A 19754-nucleotide genomic window follows, 5' to 3' on the forward strand; every position below is an offset into this window, starting at 1 on the left:
ATCGTTAGAAGCTGTGCTGCAGATTGAGAAAGAAGGTCCGGCCCGGGCTCGGGAACCGGTTGAAGTCCTGGTACAACTGGTCGGTCAGGTTGCGCACTTCCAGATTGACCCGGGTCTCCTGTCGAGGGCCCCAGGCGTGGCGCCAACCCAGGCTGGCGTCCACGGTTTTGCTGGTGTCCGCCTCCAGCAGATTGGCGGCGTCGTAGTACAGCTCATCGCGGTAATTCCAGCTCAGGCGGGCGGTGAAGGGAGCAAACCGCCAGGCGCTTTCCAGGCGCGCGGTACGGTGATAAATACCTGGAAGGTACTTGTCCCGCTGGTCCGCCAGGGTATCGGAGCGGTTCTCGGAATCCTGCCCGGTGGCGCTGGCGGTCAGGGTCCAGTTATCGAGCAGGTCGTAGGCGGCCTCCACTTCCACGCCGCGAATCCGCGCCGCCACGTTGATGTAACGGCCCACGCCACGGGCGTCGTAAATGGCGGTGATGGCCGGGTCCAGGTCGCGCACGAAGCCGGTGACTTCCAGGTAGCCTCTCGGAAACAGCAGGCGCGCGCTGGTATCCGCGTTGAGCGCTTCCTCGGCTTCCAGATCCGGGTTGCCGACGAACAGCCCCTGCTGGCCGAAACGCTCCAGCAGGGTGGGAATACGAACCTGACGCGCCACATTGGCGAACAGCCAGAGATGATCGTTGACCGCGTAGCGCGCCCCTAATTGCCAGGCGTGGTAGTGGCGCCGGGTATCGCCGTCGTCGCGGCTGTTGTCGGTGCGCACGTCGTCGGATTCGTCGAACACATCGAAGCGGCGCAGTACCGCCTGGGTGCGCCAGCGTTCATTGCCACTGTGCCATTCATGGCTGAGCGCCGAGGTCAGCTGGCGCCGCTCGCGTTCGGTTTTCGGGTCCGCCTGCAGGCGGTCTTCCTGATCGAGCCGGTACAGGCTGGCGTCCAACCCCACCGTGAGCCGGTGCCGGCCCAGCAGCCAGGTCAGTGAATTATTGATCCCAAGCTGCTCGGTGTCCGTGCGACTGTCATGGGTACCGGTACCGACGCGACCGACGCGGTCCACATAGGTTTGTTCCCGCTTGCCCACCACCAGGCGGTGACTGCTTTGCAGGCGCCCGTCCCACCAGCCGCTGTCCTGGTAATGCAGTTGCAGCCGTTTGCGTTCCGTTTGCAGCCGCGCTTCATTGATCGCCCAATTCTGGATCGAGGGGATACCCTGGTCCTTGTCGGTCCACTGCAACAGGGCATCGACGCGGCGGGACGGGGACAACCGGTAACCAAGCCGGGCACTGGCATCGTTCTGTTCCATGTCGGCGTTGCGCCGGCGGCTTTCCGCGCCGTCATTGGGGTTGAACCATTCACGGCGGTTTTCGTACTCGAAATCGTTGTCCGCCTGCTGCCGGTTCAACGAGATCCAGTAATCGAAGCGCCCCTCATGGCCGGCGCGGAACAAACCGGCGCGGCGCGCGCCCTGGGAACCGGCGCCCAGATTGATGCGCGTGGAAGACGGGGTATCCGCGCCCAGGGAGGTCATCGCTACCACGCCGCCGACGGCGGCCTGGGTGTAACGGGCCGGGGCGTTGCCCGGATAAATCTGGATCTCGCCAACGTCATGCAGGGAATACAGGCTGAGATCCACATCGCCGCTGACTGGATCATTGAGCAGCATGCCATCCAGGTAGACCTGCACCTGTTTGCTGCTGGAGCCACGAATGGACACCGCGGAATTACTGCCCAGCCCGCCGCTTTGCCGGATTTGCACGCCGGTCTGATCGCGCAGCGTATCCGCCAGGCTGGTGATGCGATTGGCGAAGGCATCGCGCTCCACCACCCTTACCAGGCCGGTTTCGTCCTCCGGCGTCAAACCGGCGGCGACATTGGAAGGCGCCTCGGACACCACCACCGGCGCCACCCGGTTCGTCTCCTCGGCATGAAGACGGAACGGTGCCGATACCAGGGCGGCAAGCGCCAGACAATACGTGGTTCTGAGTCCCATGATTCCCCGTTGCGCGCGCACGCGCGGCGGCGCCGTCACCTGGCGGTGGCGGCGCGTAACAAGCCGGATAGCTATCAAAGGGACGGGTTTGCCGTTTCGGCGTTATCCCACGTCACGGCCCACCGCGATGACGTTGATAGCCGGCGGCAGGCCGGTCTCCGGGCTGACGGCCGGGCGCGAAACGCGCCCAGGATTCAAGGCCTTCCCACGCGAGCGCAGTGGCTGGTCCGATGGACCCTTCGAATCCGAAACCGATCACCGTTGCGGGGGCAGCGTTGGCATGGCACCAAACTTCCCGTTTCATCCCGGCGCCTGAGCAGCCGGGACACCTGCCGCGGAATGTGATTACTGGCCGGCAATGCTAGGTCCTGGCCGGCAAAAGTCAACTCGCCGCCGGCCAAGGGGGCAGCACAAAGTCACCCCGCCAAGTATCATGCCCCGGCAGTCGAACCGAGCAAGGGGCCTTATGCCGCACTTCATGTTTCTCCGCCAACGGCACATGTTTCTCCGCCAACGGCACTGGCGCTCCCTGCCGACGTGCCTGTTCACGGTCCTGTTGCTGGCCGCCGGCGGCAACGCCTTCGCGGCCCGTTGCGTGGACGACGACGCGGGCCGGCGGGTGTGCCTGGAGCAACCGGCAGAGCGCATCGTGGCGCTGTCCCCCGGCGCCACCGAGCTGCTGTTCGACGCCGGCGCCGGCGAGCGGCTGGTGGGCGCGGTGAGCTTCAGCGACTTCCCGCCGGCGGCCAAGGCGCTGCCCCGGGTGGGCAGCTACAAGCGCCTGGACATGGAGGCGATTCTGGCCCTGAAACCGGACCTGGTGGTGGCCTGGATCAGCGGCAATCCGGACACCCAGGTTCAGCGGCTGGAGGAACTTGGGCTCACCGTCTACCGGGGTGAGCCGCTGCGCTTCGCCGACGTGGCCGACACCCTGGAACGTTTTTCCGTGCTGGCCGGCACCGAACGGGCCGGCCGCGCCGTCGCCGACCATTTCCGCGATGGCATCACCGATCTGCGCGAACGTTACGCCGACGCGGACCCGGTGACGGTGTTCTACGAGGTCTGGGAAGAGCCGCTGATGACGGTCAACGGCGAGCACCTGATCAGCGAGGCGATCCGTGTGTGCGGCGGCATCAATGTGTTCGCCGATCAGACCAGCCTGGCGCCGCGCATCGGCAAGGAAGCGGTGATCGCCAAGGACCCGGAGGCCATCGTCGCCGGCGGCATGGGCGAGGACAATCCGGAGTGGCTGGAACCCTGGAAGCGGTTCCCGGCGCTCACCGCCGTGCAGCGGGATAACCTGTTCTTCGTGCCGCCCTCCACCCTGCAGCGCCCCACTCCGCGGATGCTGAAGGGCACCCGGCTACTGTGCCGCCACCTGGAGACCGCCCGTGCCCGGCGTTAGCGGTCGGGGCCTGGCGGCCCTGATGGTGCTGGCCGGGCTCGGCCTGCTGGCGGTGGCCGCCGCCCTGGCGGTGGGCAGCGTGCCGATCACGGTGGGGCAACTGCTGGCGGTGCTCACCGGCGGCGGCGACCCGCTGCACCGGGAGCTGCTGCTGTCCCTGCGCCTGCCCCGGGCGCTAGCGGCGTTCGCCACCGGCGGCCTGCTGTCCCTGGCCGGTGCCCTGATGCAGGTGCTGCTGCGCAACCCCCTGGCGGACCCCTACGTGCTGGGGCTGTCCGGCGGCGCGGCGGTGGGCGCCCTGGGCGCCATGCTGGTGGGGGCGGCGGCCTTCGGCGTGTCCGGCGCCGCCTTCGCCGGGGCGCTGCTGTCCACGCTGCTGGTGTTCGGCCTGGCCCAGGGCGTGGGCGGCTGGAGCCCGACCCGGCTGCTGCTCACCGGGGTGGTGGTGGCCGCCGGCTGGAGCGCCGTGGTCACCTTCCTGCTCACCCTGAGCCCCGCCGACCAGTTGCCTGGCATGCTCTATTGGTTGATGGGCGACCTCAGCTACGCCCGCTCGCCGCTGCCCGCCTGGCTGGTGCTGGTACCCGCGCTGCTGGCCACCCTGCCCCTGGGGCGCACGCTCAATGTGCTGGCCCGGGGCCCGCTGCAGGCGGCGGCCCTTGGGGTGGCGGTGCGGCCCCTGGAAATCACCGTCTACGTGCTGGCCAGCCTGCTCACCGCGGTGGCGGTGACCACCGCCGGCAGCGTTGGCTTCGTGGGCCTGGTGGTGCCGCACATGCTGCGCCTGCTACTGGGCAATGACCAGCGCCTGATCCTGCCGGCCAGCGTGCTGGCCGGCGGCGCCCTGCTGACCCTGGCGGACACCCTGGCTCGCACCCTGCTGGCCCCGGAGCAGTTGCCGGTGGGCGTGATCACCGCCCTGCTGGGGGTGCCCACCTTCCTGTTTCTGCTGTACCGGAGCCGCTGATGGCGATGCTGGAAACCCGGGACCTGGTGATCGACATTCCCGGCCGTGCCGATGGCCGGTCGCTGTCGCTGTGCCTGGCGCCGGGCCAGCGCTGGGGCATTCTGGGCCCCAACGGCGCCGGCAAGACCACCCTGCTGCACACCCTGGCCGGGCTGCACCCGCCCCGCGCCGGCCGGGTTTACCTGGACGGCGCGCCTCTGGCCACCCTCAAACGCAAGATGGTGGCCCGGCGCCTGGCCCTGGTGTTCCAGGAGCGCCAGGACGGCTTCCCGGCCACGGTGCTGGAAACCGCTCTGATCGGCCGCCACCCGTTCCTGGCCCCCTGGCAACGGGAAGGGGCCGAGGACCTGCGCCTGGCCCGGGAGGCCCTGGCCGCCCTGGCGGTGGACCACCTGGCGGACCGGCTGGTGACCACCCTGTCCGGCGGCGAGCGCCAGCGGGTGGCCATCGCCACCGCCCTCACCCAGACCCCGGCCCTGTGGCTGGCCGACGAACCCACCAACCATCTGGACCTGCGTCATCAGGTGGAGGTGATGCGGCTGCTCGCCGATCAGGCCCGGCGCGGCGCCACCGTCGTCATGGGCCTGCATGACCTGAACCTGGCGGCACGCTGGTGCGACCATCTTCTATTGCTGTTCCCGGACGGCCAGCACTGCGCCGGCCCCGCCGAGGTGATGCTCGAGCCCCGCGCCCTGGAACGGCTGTACGGCCAGCCGCTGACCATGACCCGGGTGGGCGGCGCGCCCGTGTTCGTGCCCACCCCGAATCCCGACGACCCGGTGGCCGCCGACCACTAACGCCACCCCGCGACTGGAGAGACCGATGCGCGAAGACGCCAAGACCCCGCGACGCCACGCCGAACGCATGGCGAAAAAACAACGGATCATGCAGGAACGCATTGCTCGCGCCGACAAGGACCAGGGCGTGCTGCTGGTGCTCACCGGCCCGGGCAAGGGCAAGAGCAGCTCCGGCTTCGGCATGCTGGCCCGGGCCCTGGGCCACGGCATGAAGGTAGGCGTGGTGCAGTTCATCAAGGGTGCCTTCAGCACCGGCGAGGAAGCCTTCTTCCGCGACCTGCCCAACGTGGACTACCACGTCATGGGCGAGGGCTACACCTGGGACACTCAGGACCGGGCACGGGACGTGGCCGCCGCCGAGGCGGCCTGGGAAGTAGCCCGGAAGATGCTGCGCGACGAAAGCTACCACCTGGTGCTGCTGGACGAGCTCAACATCGCTCTGCGCTACGACTACCTGGACCTGGACACGGTGCTCGACGACCTGCAGAACCGGCCGCCCCTGCAACACACCGTGGTCACCGGCCGCTACGCGCCCAAGGAACTGATCGAACTGGCGGACACGGTGACGGAAATGAAAGTCGTCAAACATGCGTTCAAGGATCAGGGGGTCCGCGCGCAGAAAGGCGTGGAGTTGTGACGACGTTGATGGTTCAGGGCACCACCTCCGACGCCGGCAAGACGCTGGTGGTGGCGGCGTTGTGTCGGTGGTTGGCGCGGCGCGGGGTGGCGGTGGCGCCGTTCAAGCCGCAGAACATGGCGCTGAACAGCGCGGTCAGCGAGGACGGCGGCGAGGTGGGGCGATCCACCGCGTTGCAGGCGCTGGCGGCGGGGGTGCCGTTGCATTCGGATATGAATCCGGTGCTGCTCAAGCCGCAGACCGACCGGGGCGCCCAGGTAATTTTGCGCGGGCGGGTGCACGGCAACATGGACGCGCTCGATTACCACGCGTTCAAGGCGACGGCCCGGGACGCGGTGCGCGATGCCTGGACGGCGCTGTCGGCCCGCCATCCGGTGGTGGTCGCCGAGGGCGCCGGCAGCCCGGCGGAGATCAATCTGCGCGCCAACGACATCGCCAATATGGGCTTCGCCGAGCTGGCCGACTGCCCGGTGATCCTGGTGGCCGACATCGACCGGGGCGGCGTGTTCGCGCAGATCGTCGGCACCCTGGCAGTGCTGCCGCCGGAGGAACAGGCGCGCATTCGCGGCTTCGTGATCAATCGCTTTCGCGGCGACCCGGCGCTGCTGCAAAGCGGCCTGGACTGGCTGGAGCAACGCACTGGCAAGCCGGTGCTGGGCGTGCTGCCCTACCTGCACGGCCTGATGCTGGACGCGGAGGACGCGGTGGCCGGCGGCGGCGAGCACCACGCCGGCGCGCTCAAGGTGACGGTGCCGCTACTGCCGCGCATGAGCAACCACAACGACTTCGATCCCCTGCGCCTGCACCCCGGCGTGGAGCTGCGCTTCGCCGAAATGGGCCGGCCCTGGCCGGCGGCGGACCTGGTGATCCTGCCCGGCAGCAAGGCCACCCGCGCCGACCTGGCGTTCCTGCGCGAGCAGGGCTGGGACCGGGAGATCGAACGGCACCTGCGCTACGGCGGTAAGGTGCTGGGCATCTGCGGCGGCTTTCAGATGCTGGGGGAACGCATCGAGGACCCGGACGGCCTGGAAGGCCAACCCGGCGGCGATAATGGCCTGGGCTGGCTGCCCCTGCGCACCACCCTGGTTCGCGGCAAGCAGTTGCGCAACGTCAGCGGCACCCTGCTGCCGGACGGCGTGCCGATCCACGGCTACGAGATCCACAACGGCGTCAGTGAAGGCCCCGCCCTGGACCGCCCGCTGCTGCGCCTGGACGGCCGCGCCGACGGCGCCCTCAGCGACGACGACCGGGTGCGCGGCACCTACCTGCACGGCCTGTTCGACGACCCCGGCGCCACCGACGCCCTGCTGCGCTGGGCCGGCCTGGCCGACAATGCCAACGCCATCGACTATGACGCCCACCGCCAGCACGACCTGGACCGCCTGGCCGACGCCATCGACCAGCACCTGGACACCGACGCCCTCCTCACGCTTCTGAACCTGACGTAGGTTTGCTCCAGCAGGGGCGCGGCTCAGGGCGCGACGCCCTTCCGGGAACGCCGCGAGTACGTCCCTGTAGGCTCCCTTTCGAACGTCCTGTTCTCAAGGGTCCCGGAAGGGCGTCTCGGTGTGGGCCCCCTTCCGGGACCCTGTCAAACAGGATGTTTGACCGGGAGTCTCCAGGACGGATTCACGACGTTCCCGGAAGGGGGCCCACACCGAGACGCGTCCCCGATGGAGCCTCCCCAATCCAGCGCGCATAAAAAAAGCGCCCCGGGGGGCGCTTGAAGAGGTGATCGGAACGTTATTGGTTGTACAGCCATTCGCTGCGATCCAGCGCCCGATTGTTGATGCGGATCTCGGCGATATCGCCGGCGAACAGATTCCCCGGGTTGCCCTGCCAGCTGTTGATGCCGATGTTCCAGGGCTGCCCCGGCTCCACCAGCAGCCCCTGCTGCGAATCAACGCCGGTACGCATGGTCAGGGAACCGTCCACGTACATTTGCACCCGCTCGCCATCGTTCACCAAAGCGATGTGGTACCAGTAATCGCTGGCCACTTCCCAGGACCAGTTGTCCTGACCCTTGCCATTCTGGGAAGTGCTCACCCACTGGAACTCCTTCAGGGATGAAACGTTCAAGCCCAGGGACGCATCGCTGCCGGAGCACCCCACCTCGTGGTATTGGCAGACCTGACTGATGCCCGGCTCGTGGTTGAGAATGCCGGACCACTGATTCTGGTCGCGCATCCAATCGGACGGCAGGCGGACGATGGCTTCGATGGTGTATTGCGGCAGGAAACCTGGCTTGCCGGCGGCGCTGTTTTCAAAGCTCAGCCCCGGCCCGCCGGTGGTCAGGTAATAGCCGCCGATGTCGTTGTTGCCGTGGAAGGTGGCGGTGCCGGTGGCGTAACCGAACGGCGGCGCGTCGTCGCGCAGTTCGAAGAAGTCGCTCTGCTCGCCCTGGGGATCGTTGTAATCCACCAGCTCCAGAGTGTTGCCGTTACCGGAGGCGTCCAGGAACTGCACCGAGCCGTCGGCGCGGGTGATGCGGTGATCGTCGTCGAGAATCCAATAGGCCTCGGTGCCCTCGATGTTGCCCGGAGCGTCGGCGACGGTGCCCTGGTTGAGGTCGGCGAAACGCCGCTCGAAGTTCATCGTCACGCTGAATTCCCAGCGCGACAGTTCATCCTGGGGCTGGCGCTCGGCTTCCGGAATGGCCGCCACCCAGGGTGAGTAGGAGCGGAAGTCCAGTTGCTGGTCCGCCTCGTTGAAGGTCACCAGCTGCATCATGCCGTTGCCGCCCCAGAAACCGGACTGGTAATCCACCACCACCATCACCACGTCGCGACCATAGTCGTTCTTGCCAATCAGCGTCGCTTCGCCGTGGTTGTGGCCGCTCACGGTGAGGAAAATCTGGTCATTGGAACGGATCAGGTCTTCCCACAACTGTTGGCCCAGGGGGGTGAACACGGCGGTTTCACCATCGGAACCGATGCCCAGCAACTGATGGGTAGTGAGAATCGTGGGGGTGTCCGGATGCTGGTCGAGCACGTCCTGTACCCAGGCCACGGTTTGCTGCGACGGCAGCCAGTCCAGGGCCAGCACCAGGTACTCCCGGTCGCCGCCCTGGAACAGGTGATAGCTGTTGAAGCCAGTGTCGTCGGTGCCCTGGAAGGTGCCGAAGTTGGAGGCCTGCAGGGACGCTGGGAAGTGCTGCAGGAAAGGTTCGTTGGCCAGGGTGCGCTGATCGTCCCACTGCCCGCTGTTCATCACATCATGGTTGCCGGCCAGCACGCTGTAGGGCGTTTCCGGATTGGCTTCCAGAATCTGCATGGCGTTGCGCGCCTCCACCCATTCCTCGGGCACATTGGCACGGTCGACCACGTCGCCAAGATGCACCGTGAACTTGATGTTTTCTTCCTGGTAATGGTCGGCGATCCATTGCGTCTGAACGGTATAACGCTCCGGCGAATAACGGGCGTACTTCTGGGTATCGGGCAGCACCGCCAGGGTGAAGGCGTTGGCGGCTTCACCGTCATTGCCGTCCGGTGGCGTGGTGTCGCCGCCACCGCCGCCGGAGCTGCTGTCGCCGCCGCAGGCGGAGAGAAAAAGACACAACAAAAACGTCAGCCAGGTGGCGCGCCACCGGGCCGGGTGCAGGGTATTCATGGTGAGTCTCCCGAGTAAGGACTAGTTACGCGGAGCTCACCTTAAGGATGATGTATGACTCGGCGATGGCCGAAATATTTCGCTGTTTTTGACAGTCAGGGTGTACACACCCAATCCGCGCGCCGCGTCGCGAACGCGAGCCCGACGCGCGGCGCCGCTCAGGCGTTCTGTTCGGCGGGTTGCGGGTCCAGGGATTTCTTGTAGAGGGAGCGCTTGGGGCTGGCCATGACCCGACGCAGCATGGGCTCGAAGAACGACAGCGGCAGGGTTTCCTGCTCCGGGTCGAAGGCGGCGGCATCGTACTTGGCGCAGAATTCCACGGTGCGTTTAAAGCACGGGTGATCGCGGAATTGCTCGCGCAGGTCGCGGTCCAGCCCCAGATGGTTGAAGAAGTAGTAGCCCTGGAAGATAGCGTGGTGCTTCACCATCCAGTGATTCTCCTCGCTGACAAAGGGCTCCAGCAGGCTGGCCGCCACGTCGGCGTGGTTGTAGGGCCCCAGAGTGTCGCCAATATCGTGCAGCAGGGCACACACCACGTACTCCTCGTCCTGGCCGTCGCGGTGCGCCAGGGTGGCAGTCTGCAGGCAATGGGTCAGGCGATCCACCGGAAAGCCACCGCAATCGCCTTCCAGCAGTTTGAGGTGCTCGATGATGCGATCGGGCAGCTCGCGGGCGAAACCACCGAAGGCCTGGGAAATGATCCGCCAGTCCTCGGCGGTGCCGTCTTCCATATGCTTGAACTGGGCGCGGGGTTCGTGCTCGTGCATGATGCTCTCCTGGCTGGGGCCCGGCGGGCCCTGGCTCTGTTATTGGTATGCTGTTTATGCCGTGGGGACAGTCTAGAGCCGGCGACGGCGGCCATACTGTCAACGGCTTTACAGTTTCCGGGGCCGGGTGGATGGGCCATGTCCGATCACAGTCTTGAAGTATTGCGGGGTTGCTCCCTACTGGCCGGCCTGCCGGCGGCGGCGCTGGCGGAAGCGGCGGCGGTGGCGCGGGTGCGGCCATTCCGGGCCAACGAGGTGCTCTATGAGCGCGGCGAGGTGCAGTCGGCGCTGTCCGTGGTGGGCGCTGGCAACGTGCGCATCAGTTCCACCAGCGCCGAGGGCCGGGAAATCATGCTGACCCTGTTCGAGCCCGGCGCCTGGTTCGGCGATACCGTGTTCTCGCCGGGCATGCCACGGGTGTTCGGCGCCACCGCCCACAGCGACGGCGAGCTGGTGGAGGTGCCCGGCCAGGCCTACCGGGATCTGCTGGCGCGCCATCCGGAGGCCTACCCACGCACGCTGGACATGCTCAGCCGGCGCCTGTGGTCGGCGATTTCCATCATCGAGGACAACGCCCTGCGCGATATGCCCGGGCGGGTCGGTCGGCGGCTGCTGTTTCTGGCCGCCATGCACGACCCGGGCAGCCGCGCCAGCGGGCCGGTAACCTTCAAACTGACCCGCGAGCACATCGCCAACATGATGGGCATGACCCGCCAGGGCGTGCACCGCGTGCTCAAGACGCTGGAGGCGGAGGGGCTGATCGCCTTCAGCTATGGGCAGGTCACGGTACCGGACCCGATGGCGCTGCGCGACTACCTGGACCTCCAGGACCATGGCGAAAATTAGGACGTATGTACCATGATATCGGCGCAGGTCGGCTGATGGCACTTTGATACCATACTGTGACGAAGTTCTTAGTATTCACGCAACCCTACAGTAATACTCAGTAGTATTAATTTCCTAATACCCACTGAGCTCCACGTCCCATGTTCGAGTTGCCGTTCCACCTCACCCCCGCGTTGCCGGCACCGCCCGCACTGCACGATCTTCTCGCCCTGCCGCTGGCGGTTTTCACGGTGCTGGCCCTGCTGCTGTGGAGCGGACGGATACGCCAGAAAGTATTAGTGAACGTACTGGCCCTGGGCATCATGCTGCCCATGGTGCAACTGTCCATGGTGGCGGTCGGGGCGTATTGGCTGAACCAGCAGGTGCAGCCGGTGTTGATGGGGTTGTTGCCGAGCTGGGTGGGATAGACGGCTTCGCCGTCGATCGCGGCTGAAGCCGCTCCTACAGCGGGAAGACACCGTGTAGGAGCGGCCGGGGGCGTTTCGCTTCAGCCGCGATCCGGCCTTTATTCCGCCACGGCGGAATGGATGAAGCGCCAATCGGCGGCGGGCTGGCCGAGCACCAGGAAATGGGGGTTGAGAATATCTTCCTTGTTGTAGACCAGCGACTCGAAATCGGTGTTCACCACTTCGCCACCGGCGGCGCTTACCACCGCGTGGGCGGCGGCGGTATCCCACTCGCTGGTGGGCGCCAGGCGCGGATAGATGTCCGCCTTGCCTTCCGCCACCAGGCACAGCTTCAACGATGAGCCCATGGAGGTTTTTTCCACCGCGCCCAGGCGTTGCTGGATCAGGGCTTCCAGCACTTCCATCCGGGTACCACCACCATGGCTGCGGCTGGCCACCATGATGACCGGCAGGTGCCGTTCGCGGCAGTGGATCGCCTGGCGCTGGCCGTTCTCTTCCTTGAAGGCGCCGAGGCCTTCGCCCCCCAGATAACAGACGTCCAACACCGGCACCTGGACCACGCCCAGCACCGGCCGGTTACCTTCCACCAGGGCGATGTTGACGGTGAATTCGCCATTGCGCTTGATGAATTCCTTGGTGCCGTCCAGCGGGTCCACCAGCCAGAAGCGCGGCCAGTCCTTACGGTCGGCGTATTCGATGCCTCCGGACTCCTCGGAGAACACCGGAATCTCCGGGGTCAGCTCCGCGAGCCGGGCGACGATCAGTTCATGGGCGGCGCGGTCGGCGGCGGTGATCGGGCTGTCGTCGTCCTTGCGGTCCACGTCCACGTCGCCGCGGTTATAGATTTCCAGGATGGCGGCGCCGGCGTCCGCGGCGATGTGGGCCACGGGTTCCAGCAGGGCGTGCAGGTCGGTCATTAGCGGGTTTCCAATATCCGTCGGGTCATCAGCAGAGCGGCGATCACCCGCGCCTCGGTCACGTCGTCGCGTTCCAGCAGGCGGTCCAGATCGGACAGTTTCCAGGTGATCACTTCCAGGGGTTCCGGCTCGTCGCCGGGCAGTTTTTCCTCGTAGAGGTCCTCGGCCAGGGCCACGGTGATGGCGTGCCCCATGTAGCCGGGGGAGAGTGTCATGCGCTTGAGCAGAGTGAGCTTGCGAGCGCCGTAGCCAGCCTCCTCCTTGAGTTCACGGTTGGCGGCGTCGCGCCAGTCCTCGCCGTGTTCGTAGGCGCCCTTGGGCAGAGTAATCTGGTAATCCTCGACGCCGGCGCCGTACTCGCGAATCAACACCACGGTGTCCGGGTCCAGCAGCGGCACGCACATGACGCCAGCGATGGGCGGCGTGCGCAGGCGCTCGTAGGTGCGCTCCTCGCCGTTGCTGAAACGCAGATGCATTTCCTCGATGCCGAACAGGCGGCTCCTGGCGATCAGGCGGGTGTCGATGATCTCCGGTTTGCGGTCGTCCATGGGCGCTCCTGAGCGTGGAGCCTAAGCCTAACCGGATCGCGAAAAGAACCCAAGCCGACCGCGCCTGGCGCTGGCCTTGGCGCTGTAGGAGCGACTGGGCGGCATTCCGCTTCAGTCGCGATCCGGCGTATGGCCCGATGCTCAAACGCCGGATCGCGACTGAAGTCGCTCCTACGTATTGGTGGGGGTGGCGGCGGTGCTGGTGACGGGCCGCGCGGCTTTTTCCCAGTGGTACTTGCTCTCATCCACCTGGCGGGTCTTGAGCCAGTAGCGCCAGGTGGAGTACGGCCAGATCGCCACGTTCTTGCCGTCCGCCTGCTGGTACCAGCTGCTGCAGCCGCCCTGCTGCCAGACGGTACCGGCCACATCCTTCTGCAGCTTCTCGTTGAAGGCGTCCATTTCGGAGCGCTTCACGTCCAGGGCGTCCACGCCCTTGGCGTCGGTCTTCTCGATGGCGTCGACGATGTAACGGGCCTGGCACTCGATCATGAAGACGATGGAGTTGTGCCCCAGGCCGGTGTTCGGGCCGACCATCTGGAACAGGTTCGGGTAACCGGCCACGGTGACGCCCAGATAGGCCTCGGAGGCGTCCTTCCAGTCCTCCTGGAGGGTGCGCCCGCCCCGACCGACGATGGGGAAACCCTGCATGTAGATGCGCGGGTCCACCACGAAGCCGGTGCCCAGCACCAGGCAGTCCATCTCGCGCTCACTGCCGTCGCTGAACACGATGCTGTGCTCACGGACTTCCTTCACACCTTCGGTGACCAGCTCCACGTTGTCCCGGTTGAAGGTGGGGTAGTAACGGTTGGAGATCATGATGCGCTTGCAGCCCAGGGTATAGCTGGGCGTGAGGCGGCGGGCGGTGTCCTTGTCCTTTACCTGATAGCGGATGAACTGCTTGACGCCCTTCTCCAGCAACGTGGCCAGGCGCGGGTGAAAGATCGGCAGCACCCGGGACTCGTTGCTCCAGTAGAGCCGCGCCCGGTGCAGTTTGCGCAGCACCGGGAAGCGCCGGAACAGGCGCTTGCTTAAAGCGCTGTAGCGGCGTTCGTCGCGGGGGATGATCCAGCCCGGGGTGCGCTGCACCACGGTGAGCCGCTCCACCCGCGGGGCGATTTGTGGCACATACTGGATGGCGCTGGCGCCGGTGCCCACGGACACCACCTTCTTGCCGCTCAGATCGTAGTCGTGGTCCCACTGGGAAGAGTGGAACACCTTGCCCTGGAATCGCTCCAGGCCGGGGAAATTCGGGATTTGCGGCACGTGCAGCGGGCCACTGGCCAGCACCCAGTGCTGGCATTCCACCTGGTCGCCGTCGGTGAGGTCCAGGGTCCAGCGGGCGCGGGCTTCGTCATAGTGGGCGCCGGTGACCTCGGCGTGGAAGCGGGTACATTCGTGAATGCCGTGCTTGCCGGCGGTGGCCAGGATGTAGTCCTGAATTTCCCGCCAGCCGCTGTAGCGGGCGGACCAGTCCGGGTTGCCCTCGAAGGAATAGGAATACAGGTGCGACTGCACGTCGCAGGCGCAGCCAGGATAGGTGTTTTCCCGCCAGGTGCCGCCCAGTTCGCCGGCCTTCTCCAGCACCACGAAGTCCTCGATGCCGGCCTCGCGCAACTTGATGGCCATGCACAGGCCGCCGAAACCGCCGCCGACGATGGCGACCTTCACGGCCCGGTTTGCCGGGTTCACTCGACTGTTCATATTGTTCTCCCTGTTCACGGGTGGCGCTGGCCCGGTTGACCCGGGCGCCTTTTCGATGGGCCTACCCTACCTTGGCGGAAGGTGGAAGAAAGCTGTTAAGCTGACCCGGAAATTGATAATTCCGGCCAAAAAATGTCGCAGCGCTCGATCCTTGCCCTGATGTATACCGTGGACCTGCTCCGCCAGCGCGGAGTGGCGTGCGACGCGGTGCTGGCCCGCCACGGGCTGGACCCGGCGCGCCTGGACCCCAACGGCGAAATCGAACGTGACCGGGAACTGGCGGTGCTCACCGAGTTGCTGCCGCTGGCCGGCGACCCGGCGTTCGGCTTCGAGATGGGCCAGCGCTTCGGCCTGGCCGGCTACGGCCCGCTGACCATGCTGCTGATGACCAGCCGCACCGCCTTCGAGGGCTTTCAGTTGGGGGTGCGCTACCAGGCGCTGACCTATCTGTACGGCGAGCTGTCCCTGGTGCCCGGCGAGCAGGACACGGCGCTGATTCTCAAACCCATCGCCCTGCCCGCCTCGGTGCGCCGCATGCTCATCGACCGGGACATGACCGGCACCTTCCGCCTGGTCAACGATCTGCAGACCCAGCTGGGCCTGGACCTGGCGCCCCGGGAAATCTGGCTGCCCTATCCGGAACCCCGCGACACGGCTTTCTATGAAGAATATTTCCGGGCGCCGATCCGCTTCGACCAGCCCTGGGCCCAGGCCACCATCCGCAACCGGGACCTGGCCACGCCGCTGCCGTTCCACAACCAAGCCGCCCAGGAGCTGTACCGCTCCCAATGCGATGCCCTGCTGGCGCGTCGGGCCGGCGCCCCGGAAGGGCTGGCGGATCGGGTGGCCGCTTACCTGGATCTGTTTCTCGGCGACTTCCCGGACGCCGCCCGCGCCGCCGCCACCTTCGATCTGCCGGAGCGCAGCTTCCGGCGCCGGTTGGGGGAGGAGGGACGCAGCTTCCAGAAAATTCTCGATGACGTGCGGCTGCGCAAGGCCCGTGCCTTGCTGGGGGATTCCTCGCTCAGCGTGGAGCGCATCGCCGATCGGCTCGGCTACAGCGAGACGGCGGCCTTCATCCGCGCCTTCCAGCGCTGGACCGGGCAGACCCCGGCGAAATACCGGAGGTTGGGCTCGTAGCCGCGACGAGGAACAGGGGCCAAACCCTCCATCGGGGCCGCCTGTCGTCGTGTGCCCCCTTCCGGGAACGCCGTGAACCCCCGCAAGCGGGTCCGGCCACCCATCACAGATGGGCGGCGTTCGGCGGCGCGCGAAGCAGTGCTTCGCAACACGCTTGCCTCACCCATGGGGGCTCCCGGTCAAACATCCTGTTTGACAGGGTCCCGGAAGGGGGCACACGACGACAGGCTACGAGGTGGCGTCTCGCGCGGCTTTGTAGCGTTGCGTTGGCGGTTGAATTGCGCGGTAGGAGCGGCTTTAGCCGCGATGAACAAAAAAAACCGCTCCGGGGGGACCGGAGCGGCAAAGTCAAGGCAGAGATCTCAGCTGTCAGCGCAGCGCGGCCCGAGATCGGAGGCCGCGCGGATTCTGCCTCAGGCGACCACGCCGTTGGCGAATAGGGTCTCCAGGGCCGACTCGTCGAGGCCCAGCATGTCGCCGAGCACCGCGCGGGTGTGCTCGCCGAGCAGCGGCGGCGGCAGACGGTATTCCGCCGGCGTCGCCGACAGGCGCAGCGGGCTGGCCACGGTGGGCACGGTGCCGGCGGTGGGGTGATCCATCTCCCGGCGCAGGCCACGGGCCCGGGCCTGGGGATCGGCGAACGCCTGCTCCAGGTTGTTCACCGGGCCGCAGGGCACGCCCACCGCTTCCAGAGCCGCCAGCCATTCCGTGGTGGTCTTCATCACCGTGGTCTGGCGCAGCAACGGCACCAGCACATCGCGATGCTCCACCCGCGAGCGGTTGGTGGCGAAACGCGGGTCCTCGGCCCATTCCGGATGACCGGCCACCTCGCAGAAGCGGGCGAACTGGTCATCGTTGCCCACGGTCAGGATCATGTCGCCATCGGCGGTGGGAAAATCCTGGTAGGGCACGATGTTGGGATGGGCGTTGCCGAACCGGCGCGGCGACTGACCGGTGGTCAGGTAATTCATCGCCTGGTTGGCCAGGCAGGCCATCTGCACGTCGAACAGCGCCATGTCCAGGTGCTGCCCCTCGCCGGTGCGGTCCCGGTGGGACAGGGCCGCCAGCACCGCGATGGTGGCGTACAGGCCGGTGGTGATGTCGGTGAGCGCCACGCCCACTTTCATCGGCCCGGCACCGGGCTCGCCCTCGGCGTGACCGGTGAGGCTCATCAGCCCGCCCATGCCCTGGATCAGAAAATCGTAACCGGCGCGTTTGGCGTAGGGGCCGTCCTGGCCGAAACCGGTGATCGAGCAATAGATCAGCTTCGGGTTCACCGCTTTCAGGCTGTCGTAGTCCAGCCCGTAGCGCTTGAGCCCGCCGACCTTGAAGTTCTCCAGCACCACGTCGCATTCCGCCGCCAGCTTGCGCACCAGTTCCTGGCCTTCCGGCCGGGTGATGTCGATGGCCACGGATTCCTTGTTGCGGTTGGCGGTCAGGTAGTAGGCGGCCTGGTCGGTGTCGCCGCCGTCGCCATCCTTCAGGTAGGGCGGGCCCCAGCCACGGGTATCGTCCCCGCGACCAGGCCGTTCCACCTTGATCACCCGGGCGCCCAGGTCGCCCAGGATCTGACCGGCCCAGGGGCCGGCCAGAACGCGGGACAGATCCAGTACGCGCAGGTGGGACAATGCTCCGGACATCAGACTTCTCCGAAGCGTTTAGTTGGCGAAGGCTTGCAGGCCGGTCTGGGCGCGGCCCAGGATCAGCGCGTGCACGTCGTGGGTACCTTCATAGGTGTTGACCACTTCCAGGTTCACCAGGTGGCGGGCCACGCCGAATTCATCGGAGATGCCGTTGCCGCCCATCATGTCGCGGGCCAGGCGCGCGATGTCCAGGGACTTGCCGCAGGAGTTGCGCTTCATGATGGAGGTGATTTCCACCGCCGCGGTGCCTTCGTCCTTCATGCGGCCCAGGCGCAGGCAGCCCTGCAGGCCCAGGGTGATTTCGGTCTGCATGTCGGCCAGCTTCTTCTGGATCAGCTGGTTGGCGGCCAGCGGGCGGCCGAACTGCTTGCGGTCCAGGGTGTACTGGCGAGCCTTGAACCAGCAGTCCTCGGCGGCACCCAGGGCGCCCCAGGCGATGCCGTAGCGAGCGGAGTTCAGGCAGGTGAACGGACCGCGCAGGCCGGTCACTTCCGGGAACATGTTCTCTTCCGGCACGAACACGTTGTCCATCACGATTTCACCGGTGATGGAAGCGCGCAGGCCCACCTTGCCGTGGATCGCCGGCGCGGACAGGCCCTTCCAGCCTTTCTCCAGGATGAAGCCCCGGATCTTGCCGTCCTCGGTCTTGGCCCAGACCACGAAGACATCAGCGATCGGGCTGTTGGTGATCCACATCTTGGCGCCGGTCAGGCTGTAACCGCCGTCCACTTTCTTGGCGCGGGTCACCATGCTGCCCGGATCGGAGCCGTGGTCCGGCTCGGTCAGACCGAAACAACCGATCCACTCACCGCTGGCCAGCTTGGGCAGGTATTTCTGTTTCTGCTCTTCGGAGCCGAATTCGTTGATCGGCACCATCACCAGGGAAGACTGCACGCTCATCATGGACCGGTAACCGGAATCCACGCGCTCCACCTCACGGGCGATCAGGCCGTAGCATACGTAGTTCATGCCGGCGCCGCCGTAGGCTTCCGGAATGGTGGCGCCGAGCAGGCCCAGCTCGCCCATCTCGCGGAAGATGGCCGGGTCGGTCTTCTCGTTGCGGAAGGCCTCCAGCACGCGGGGCGCCAGTTTGTCCTGGCAGTATTGGCGGGCGGAGTCCGCCACCATGCGTTCGTCTTCGGTGAGCTGCTGATCGAGCAGCAGGGGGCTTTCCCAGTTGAACGAAGCCTGATTCGCCATGATGTCCACCTATGCATTTGTTGATATAGAGCGCCGCGGCGAGGGCGGGACCCGTAAAGGGCGTCCATCCTATGGACCTGTTATCCCTCTCCGCAAGCGATTAATATTCACCCCATTGTGCTTTTTCCTCACTTCAAGAACCCGCCCCGGAGACACCATGCGCCGCAACATTCCCAGCACCACCGCCCTGGTGGGCTTCGAGGCCGCCGCCCGCCACCAGAGTTTCACCAAGGCCGCCGAGGAACTGTCCCTCACACAGAGCGCGATCTGCCGCCAGATCAATGGTCTGGAGGAATTCCTGGGGGTGAAGCTGTTCCGGCGCGGGCGCCAGGGCGTGCACCTGACACCCGCCGGCCTGCACTACAGCCGGCAGGTCAGCGCGCGCCTCAACGAGCTGGAACGGGATACCCTGGCAGCCATGGGCAAGCATGGCACGAATAACATTTTGGAACTGGCGGTGGTGCCCACCTTCGGCACCCGCTGGCTACTGCCCCGGCTCGCCGCGTTCCGTGAACGGCACCCGGACATCACCGTGAACCTGACCAACCGCACCCGGCCGTTTCTGTTCGCCGACACCCGCTTCGACGCCGCCATCTACTTCGGCGACGGCCAGTGGCCGGGCACCACGGCGGTACCACTGATGCACGAAGAGCCAGTGCCGGTGTGCCACCCGGACCTGGCCGGCGACGGCCACCTGGACGGCGAGGCCATCGCCCGGCTGCCGTTGCTGCAACAGACCACCCGCCCCTATATGTGGCGGACCTGGTTCGAATCCCTGGGCCTGAAAGTGGAACGGGACATGGCCGGCCCCCGCTACGAGCTGTTCACCATGCTCGCCGAGGCGGCGATTCAGAAGATGGGGGTAGCGCTGATTCCGCCGTTCCTGATCACCAAGGAGCTGGACAGCGGCCAGTTGGTGATTCCGTTCCGGCACAGCTTCCGCAGCAACGACGCCTACCAGTTCGTGGTGCCTGACAGCCAGCGCGGCAACGAGACCCTGGCGCACTTCCAGACCTGGCTGGTGGACGCCGCCCGCCGCTTCAGCGGTACCCCCTAGGGCGGCGTTCCCTTCAATCGCGATCCGCTCCGGTGCCATCTTCATCGCGACTGAAGTCGCTCCTTGTGTCTCTCCGCAGGGAGATGATTAGCTACCATCCCCTGTCAGCCCGGTGGC

At 66.4% G+C, this 19754-nt stretch carries 17 protein-coding genes and 1 riboswitch; of the genes, 9 read left to right on the forward strand and 8 right to left on the reverse strand.

All coding sequences use genetic code 11. The annotated features are described in order from the left end of the window. Window positions 1-4: 4 nt before the first annotated feature. A complete protein-coding gene (locus tag ACLD02_RS16850) occupies window positions 5-1996 on the reverse strand; it encodes a TonB-dependent receptor (RefSeq protein WP_410299235.1) in 1992 nt (663 codons plus the stop codon). Window positions 1997-2127: 131 nt separating this feature from the next. Beyond that, a riboswitch (cobalamin riboswitch) is annotated at window positions 2128-2344 on the reverse strand. 151 nt (window positions 2345-2495) lie between these two features. On the opposite strand from ACLD02_RS16850, the gene ACLD02_RS16855 reads away from it, so the two are divergent. From ACLD02_RS16855 to ACLD02_RS16875, 5 genes are read left to right on the forward strand one after another with little or no spacing between them, the layout of a single operon-like run. Continuing rightward, window positions 2496-3401: a cobalamin-binding protein gene (locus tag ACLD02_RS16855; RefSeq protein ID WP_410299236.1), complete on the forward strand. Its 906-nt coding sequence runs from the start codon at window positions 2496-2498 to the stop codon at window positions 3399-3401. A 22-nt stretch (window positions 3402-3423) separates the two neighbouring features. Beyond that, window positions 3424-4368, forward strand: coding sequence for a FecCD family ABC transporter permease (locus ACLD02_RS16860; protein WP_410299245.1), 945 nt, complete (start codon window positions 3424-3426; stop codon window positions 4366-4368). Continuing rightward, window positions 4368-5165, forward strand: coding sequence for an ABC transporter ATP-binding protein (locus tag ACLD02_RS16865; protein ID WP_410299237.1), 798 nt, complete (start codon window positions 4368-4370; stop codon window positions 5163-5165). Before ACLD02_RS16860 ends, ACLD02_RS16865 begins: the two co-directional genes overlap by 1 nt. Before the next feature lie 25 nt (window positions 5166-5190). Further along, on the forward strand, window positions 5191-5802 hold the full coding sequence (gene cobO, locus ACLD02_RS16870) for a cob(I)yrinic acid a,c-diamide adenosyltransferase (RefSeq protein WP_410299238.1): 612 nt from the start codon (window positions 5191-5193) through the stop codon (window positions 5800-5802). After that, window positions 5799-7250 (forward strand): cobyric acid synthase, encoded by a 1452-nt coding sequence (locus ACLD02_RS16875; protein WP_410299239.1) that lies wholly within the window; start codon window positions 5799-5801, stop codon window positions 7248-7250. The genes cobO and ACLD02_RS16875 overlap by 4 nt, the downstream gene beginning before the upstream one ends. Window positions 7251-7545: 295 nt before the next feature. On the opposite strand, the gene ACLD02_RS16880 is transcribed toward ACLD02_RS16875, so the two are convergent. Beyond that, a complete protein-coding gene (locus ACLD02_RS16880; protein WP_410299240.1) occupies window positions 7546-9411 on the reverse strand; it encodes a LamG-like jellyroll fold domain-containing protein in 1866 nt (621 codons plus the stop codon). Between the two features lie 158 nt (window positions 9412-9569). Then, the gene (locus ACLD02_RS16885) at window positions 9570-10178 is read right to left on the reverse strand and encodes an HD domain-containing protein (RefSeq protein WP_410299241.1); all 609 of its coding nucleotides are present in this window, start codon (window positions 10176-10178) and stop codon (window positions 9570-9572) included. Between the two features lie 138 nt (window positions 10179-10316). Here ACLD02_RS16885 and ACLD02_RS16890 point away from each other — a divergent pair, with 138 nt between their 5' ends. After that, the gene (locus ACLD02_RS16890) at window positions 10317-11024 is read left to right on the forward strand and encodes a Crp/Fnr family transcriptional regulator (protein ID WP_410299242.1); all 708 of its coding nucleotides are present in this window, start codon (window positions 10317-10319) and stop codon (window positions 11022-11024) included. Between the two features lie 140 nt (window positions 11025-11164). Next, the gene (locus ACLD02_RS16895) at window positions 11165-11431 is read left to right on the forward strand and encodes a hypothetical protein (protein ID WP_203106079.1); all 267 of its coding nucleotides are present in this window, start codon (window positions 11165-11167) and stop codon (window positions 11429-11431) included. Between the two features lie 98 nt (window positions 11432-11529). Here ACLD02_RS16895 and cysQ read toward each other — a convergent pair whose 3' ends face one another. The 3 genes from cysQ to ACLD02_RS16910 form a co-directional block, all read right to left on the reverse strand. Next, the gene (gene cysQ, locus ACLD02_RS16900) at window positions 11530-12348 is read right to left on the reverse strand and encodes a 3'(2'),5'-bisphosphate nucleotidase CysQ (protein ID WP_203106080.1); all 819 of its coding nucleotides are present in this window, start codon (window positions 12346-12348) and stop codon (window positions 11530-11532) included. After that, entirely contained in the window at window positions 12348-12896 is a 549-nt protein-coding gene (gene nudE, locus ACLD02_RS16905; RefSeq protein WP_203106081.1) for an ADP compounds hydrolase NudE, read from the reverse strand. The genes cysQ and nudE overlap by 1 nt, the downstream gene beginning before the upstream one ends. A gap of 171 nt (window positions 12897-13067) precedes the next feature. Next, window positions 13068-14597, reverse strand: a complete 1530-nt coding sequence (locus ACLD02_RS16910; protein WP_203106082.1) for a flavin-containing monooxygenase — start codon at window positions 14595-14597, stop codon at window positions 13068-13070. 132 nt (window positions 14598-14729) lie between these two features. Here ACLD02_RS16910 and ACLD02_RS16915 point away from each other — a divergent pair, with 132 nt between their 5' ends. Beyond that, complete coding sequence (locus ACLD02_RS16915) at window positions 14730-15737, forward strand: AraC family transcriptional regulator (RefSeq protein ID WP_203106083.1); 1008 nt, start codon at window positions 14730-14732, stop codon at window positions 15735-15737. 413 nt (window positions 15738-16150) lie between these two features. Here ACLD02_RS16915 and ACLD02_RS16920 read toward each other — a convergent pair whose 3' ends face one another. Both ACLD02_RS16920 and ACLD02_RS16925 read right to left on the reverse strand, forming a co-directional pair. Further along, a complete protein-coding gene (locus ACLD02_RS16920; protein WP_410299243.1) occupies window positions 16151-17377 on the reverse strand; it encodes a CaiB/BaiF CoA transferase family protein in 1227 nt (408 codons plus the stop codon). Window positions 17378-17395: 18 nt separating this feature from the next. Beyond that, on the reverse strand, window positions 17396-18580 hold the full coding sequence (locus ACLD02_RS16925) for an acyl-CoA dehydrogenase (protein ID WP_203106085.1): 1185 nt from the start codon (window positions 18578-18580) through the stop codon (window positions 17396-17398). Between the two features lie 157 nt (window positions 18581-18737). Here ACLD02_RS16925 and ACLD02_RS16930 point away from each other — a divergent pair, with 157 nt between their 5' ends. Further along, complete coding sequence (locus ACLD02_RS16930; protein WP_203106086.1) at window positions 18738-19637, forward strand: LysR family transcriptional regulator; 900 nt, start codon at window positions 18738-18740, stop codon at window positions 19635-19637. The last annotated feature ends 117 nt before the right edge of the window (window positions 19638-19754 follow it).

It is taken from the genome of Alloalcanivorax sp. C16-2 (assembly GCF_046507615.1).
In the GTDB taxonomy this organism is placed as follows: Bacteria; Pseudomonadota; Gammaproteobacteria; order Pseudomonadales; family Alcanivoracaceae; genus Alloalcanivorax; species Alloalcanivorax marinus_A.

Coding starts and splice junctions, on each gene's coding strand:
- ACLD02_RS16850 (WP_410299235.1), bottom strand. CDS start 1,996: ATGGGACTCAGAACCACGTATTGTCTGGCGCTTGCCGCCCTGGTATCG.
- ACLD02_RS16855 (WP_410299236.1), top strand. CDS start 2,496: ATGTTTCTCCGCCAACGGCACTGGCGCTCCCTGCCGACGTGCCTGTTC.
- ACLD02_RS16860 (WP_410299245.1), top strand. CDS start 3,424: ATGGTGCTGGCCGGGCTCGGCCTGCTGGCGGTGGCCGCCGCCCTGGCG.
- ACLD02_RS16865 (WP_410299237.1), top strand. CDS start 4,368: ATGGCGATGCTGGAAACCCGGGACCTGGTGATCGACATTCCCGGCCGT.
- cobO (WP_410299238.1), top strand. CDS start 5,191: ATGCGCGAAGACGCCAAGACCCCGCGACGCCACGCCGAACGCATGGCG.
- ACLD02_RS16880 (WP_410299240.1), bottom strand. CDS start 9,411: ATGAATACCCTGCACCCGGCCCGGTGGCGCGCCACCTGGCTGACGTTT.
- ACLD02_RS16885 (WP_410299241.1), bottom strand. CDS start 10,178: ATGCACGAGCACGAACCCCGCGCCCAGTTCAAGCATATGGAAGACGGC.
- ACLD02_RS16890 (WP_410299242.1), top strand. CDS start 10,317: ATGTCCGATCACAGTCTTGAAGTATTGCGGGGTTGCTCCCTACTGGCC.
- ACLD02_RS16895 (WP_203106079.1), top strand. CDS start 11,165: ATGTTCGAGTTGCCGTTCCACCTCACCCCCGCGTTGCCGGCACCGCCC.
- cysQ (WP_203106080.1), bottom strand. CDS start 12,348: ATGACCGACCTGCACGCCCTGCTGGAACCCGTGGCCCACATCGCCGCG.
- nudE (WP_203106081.1), bottom strand. CDS start 12,896: ATGGACGACCGCAAACCGGAGATCATCGACACCCGCCTGATCGCCAGG.
- ACLD02_RS16910 (WP_203106082.1), bottom strand. CDS start 14,597: ATGAACAGTCGAGTGAACCCGGCAAACCGGGCCGTGAAGGTCGCCATC.
- ACLD02_RS16915 (WP_203106083.1), top strand. CDS start 14,730: ATGTCGCAGCGCTCGATCCTTGCCCTGATGTATACCGTGGACCTGCTC.
- ACLD02_RS16920 (WP_410299243.1), bottom strand. CDS start 17,377: ATGTCCGGAGCATTGTCCCACCTGCGCGTACTGGATCTGTCCCGCGTT.
- ACLD02_RS16925 (WP_203106085.1), bottom strand. CDS start 18,580: ATGGCGAATCAGGCTTCGTTCAACTGGGAAAGCCCCCTGCTGCTCGAT.
- ACLD02_RS16930 (WP_203106086.1), top strand. CDS start 18,738: ATGCGCCGCAACATTCCCAGCACCACCGCCCTGGTGGGCTTCGAGGCC.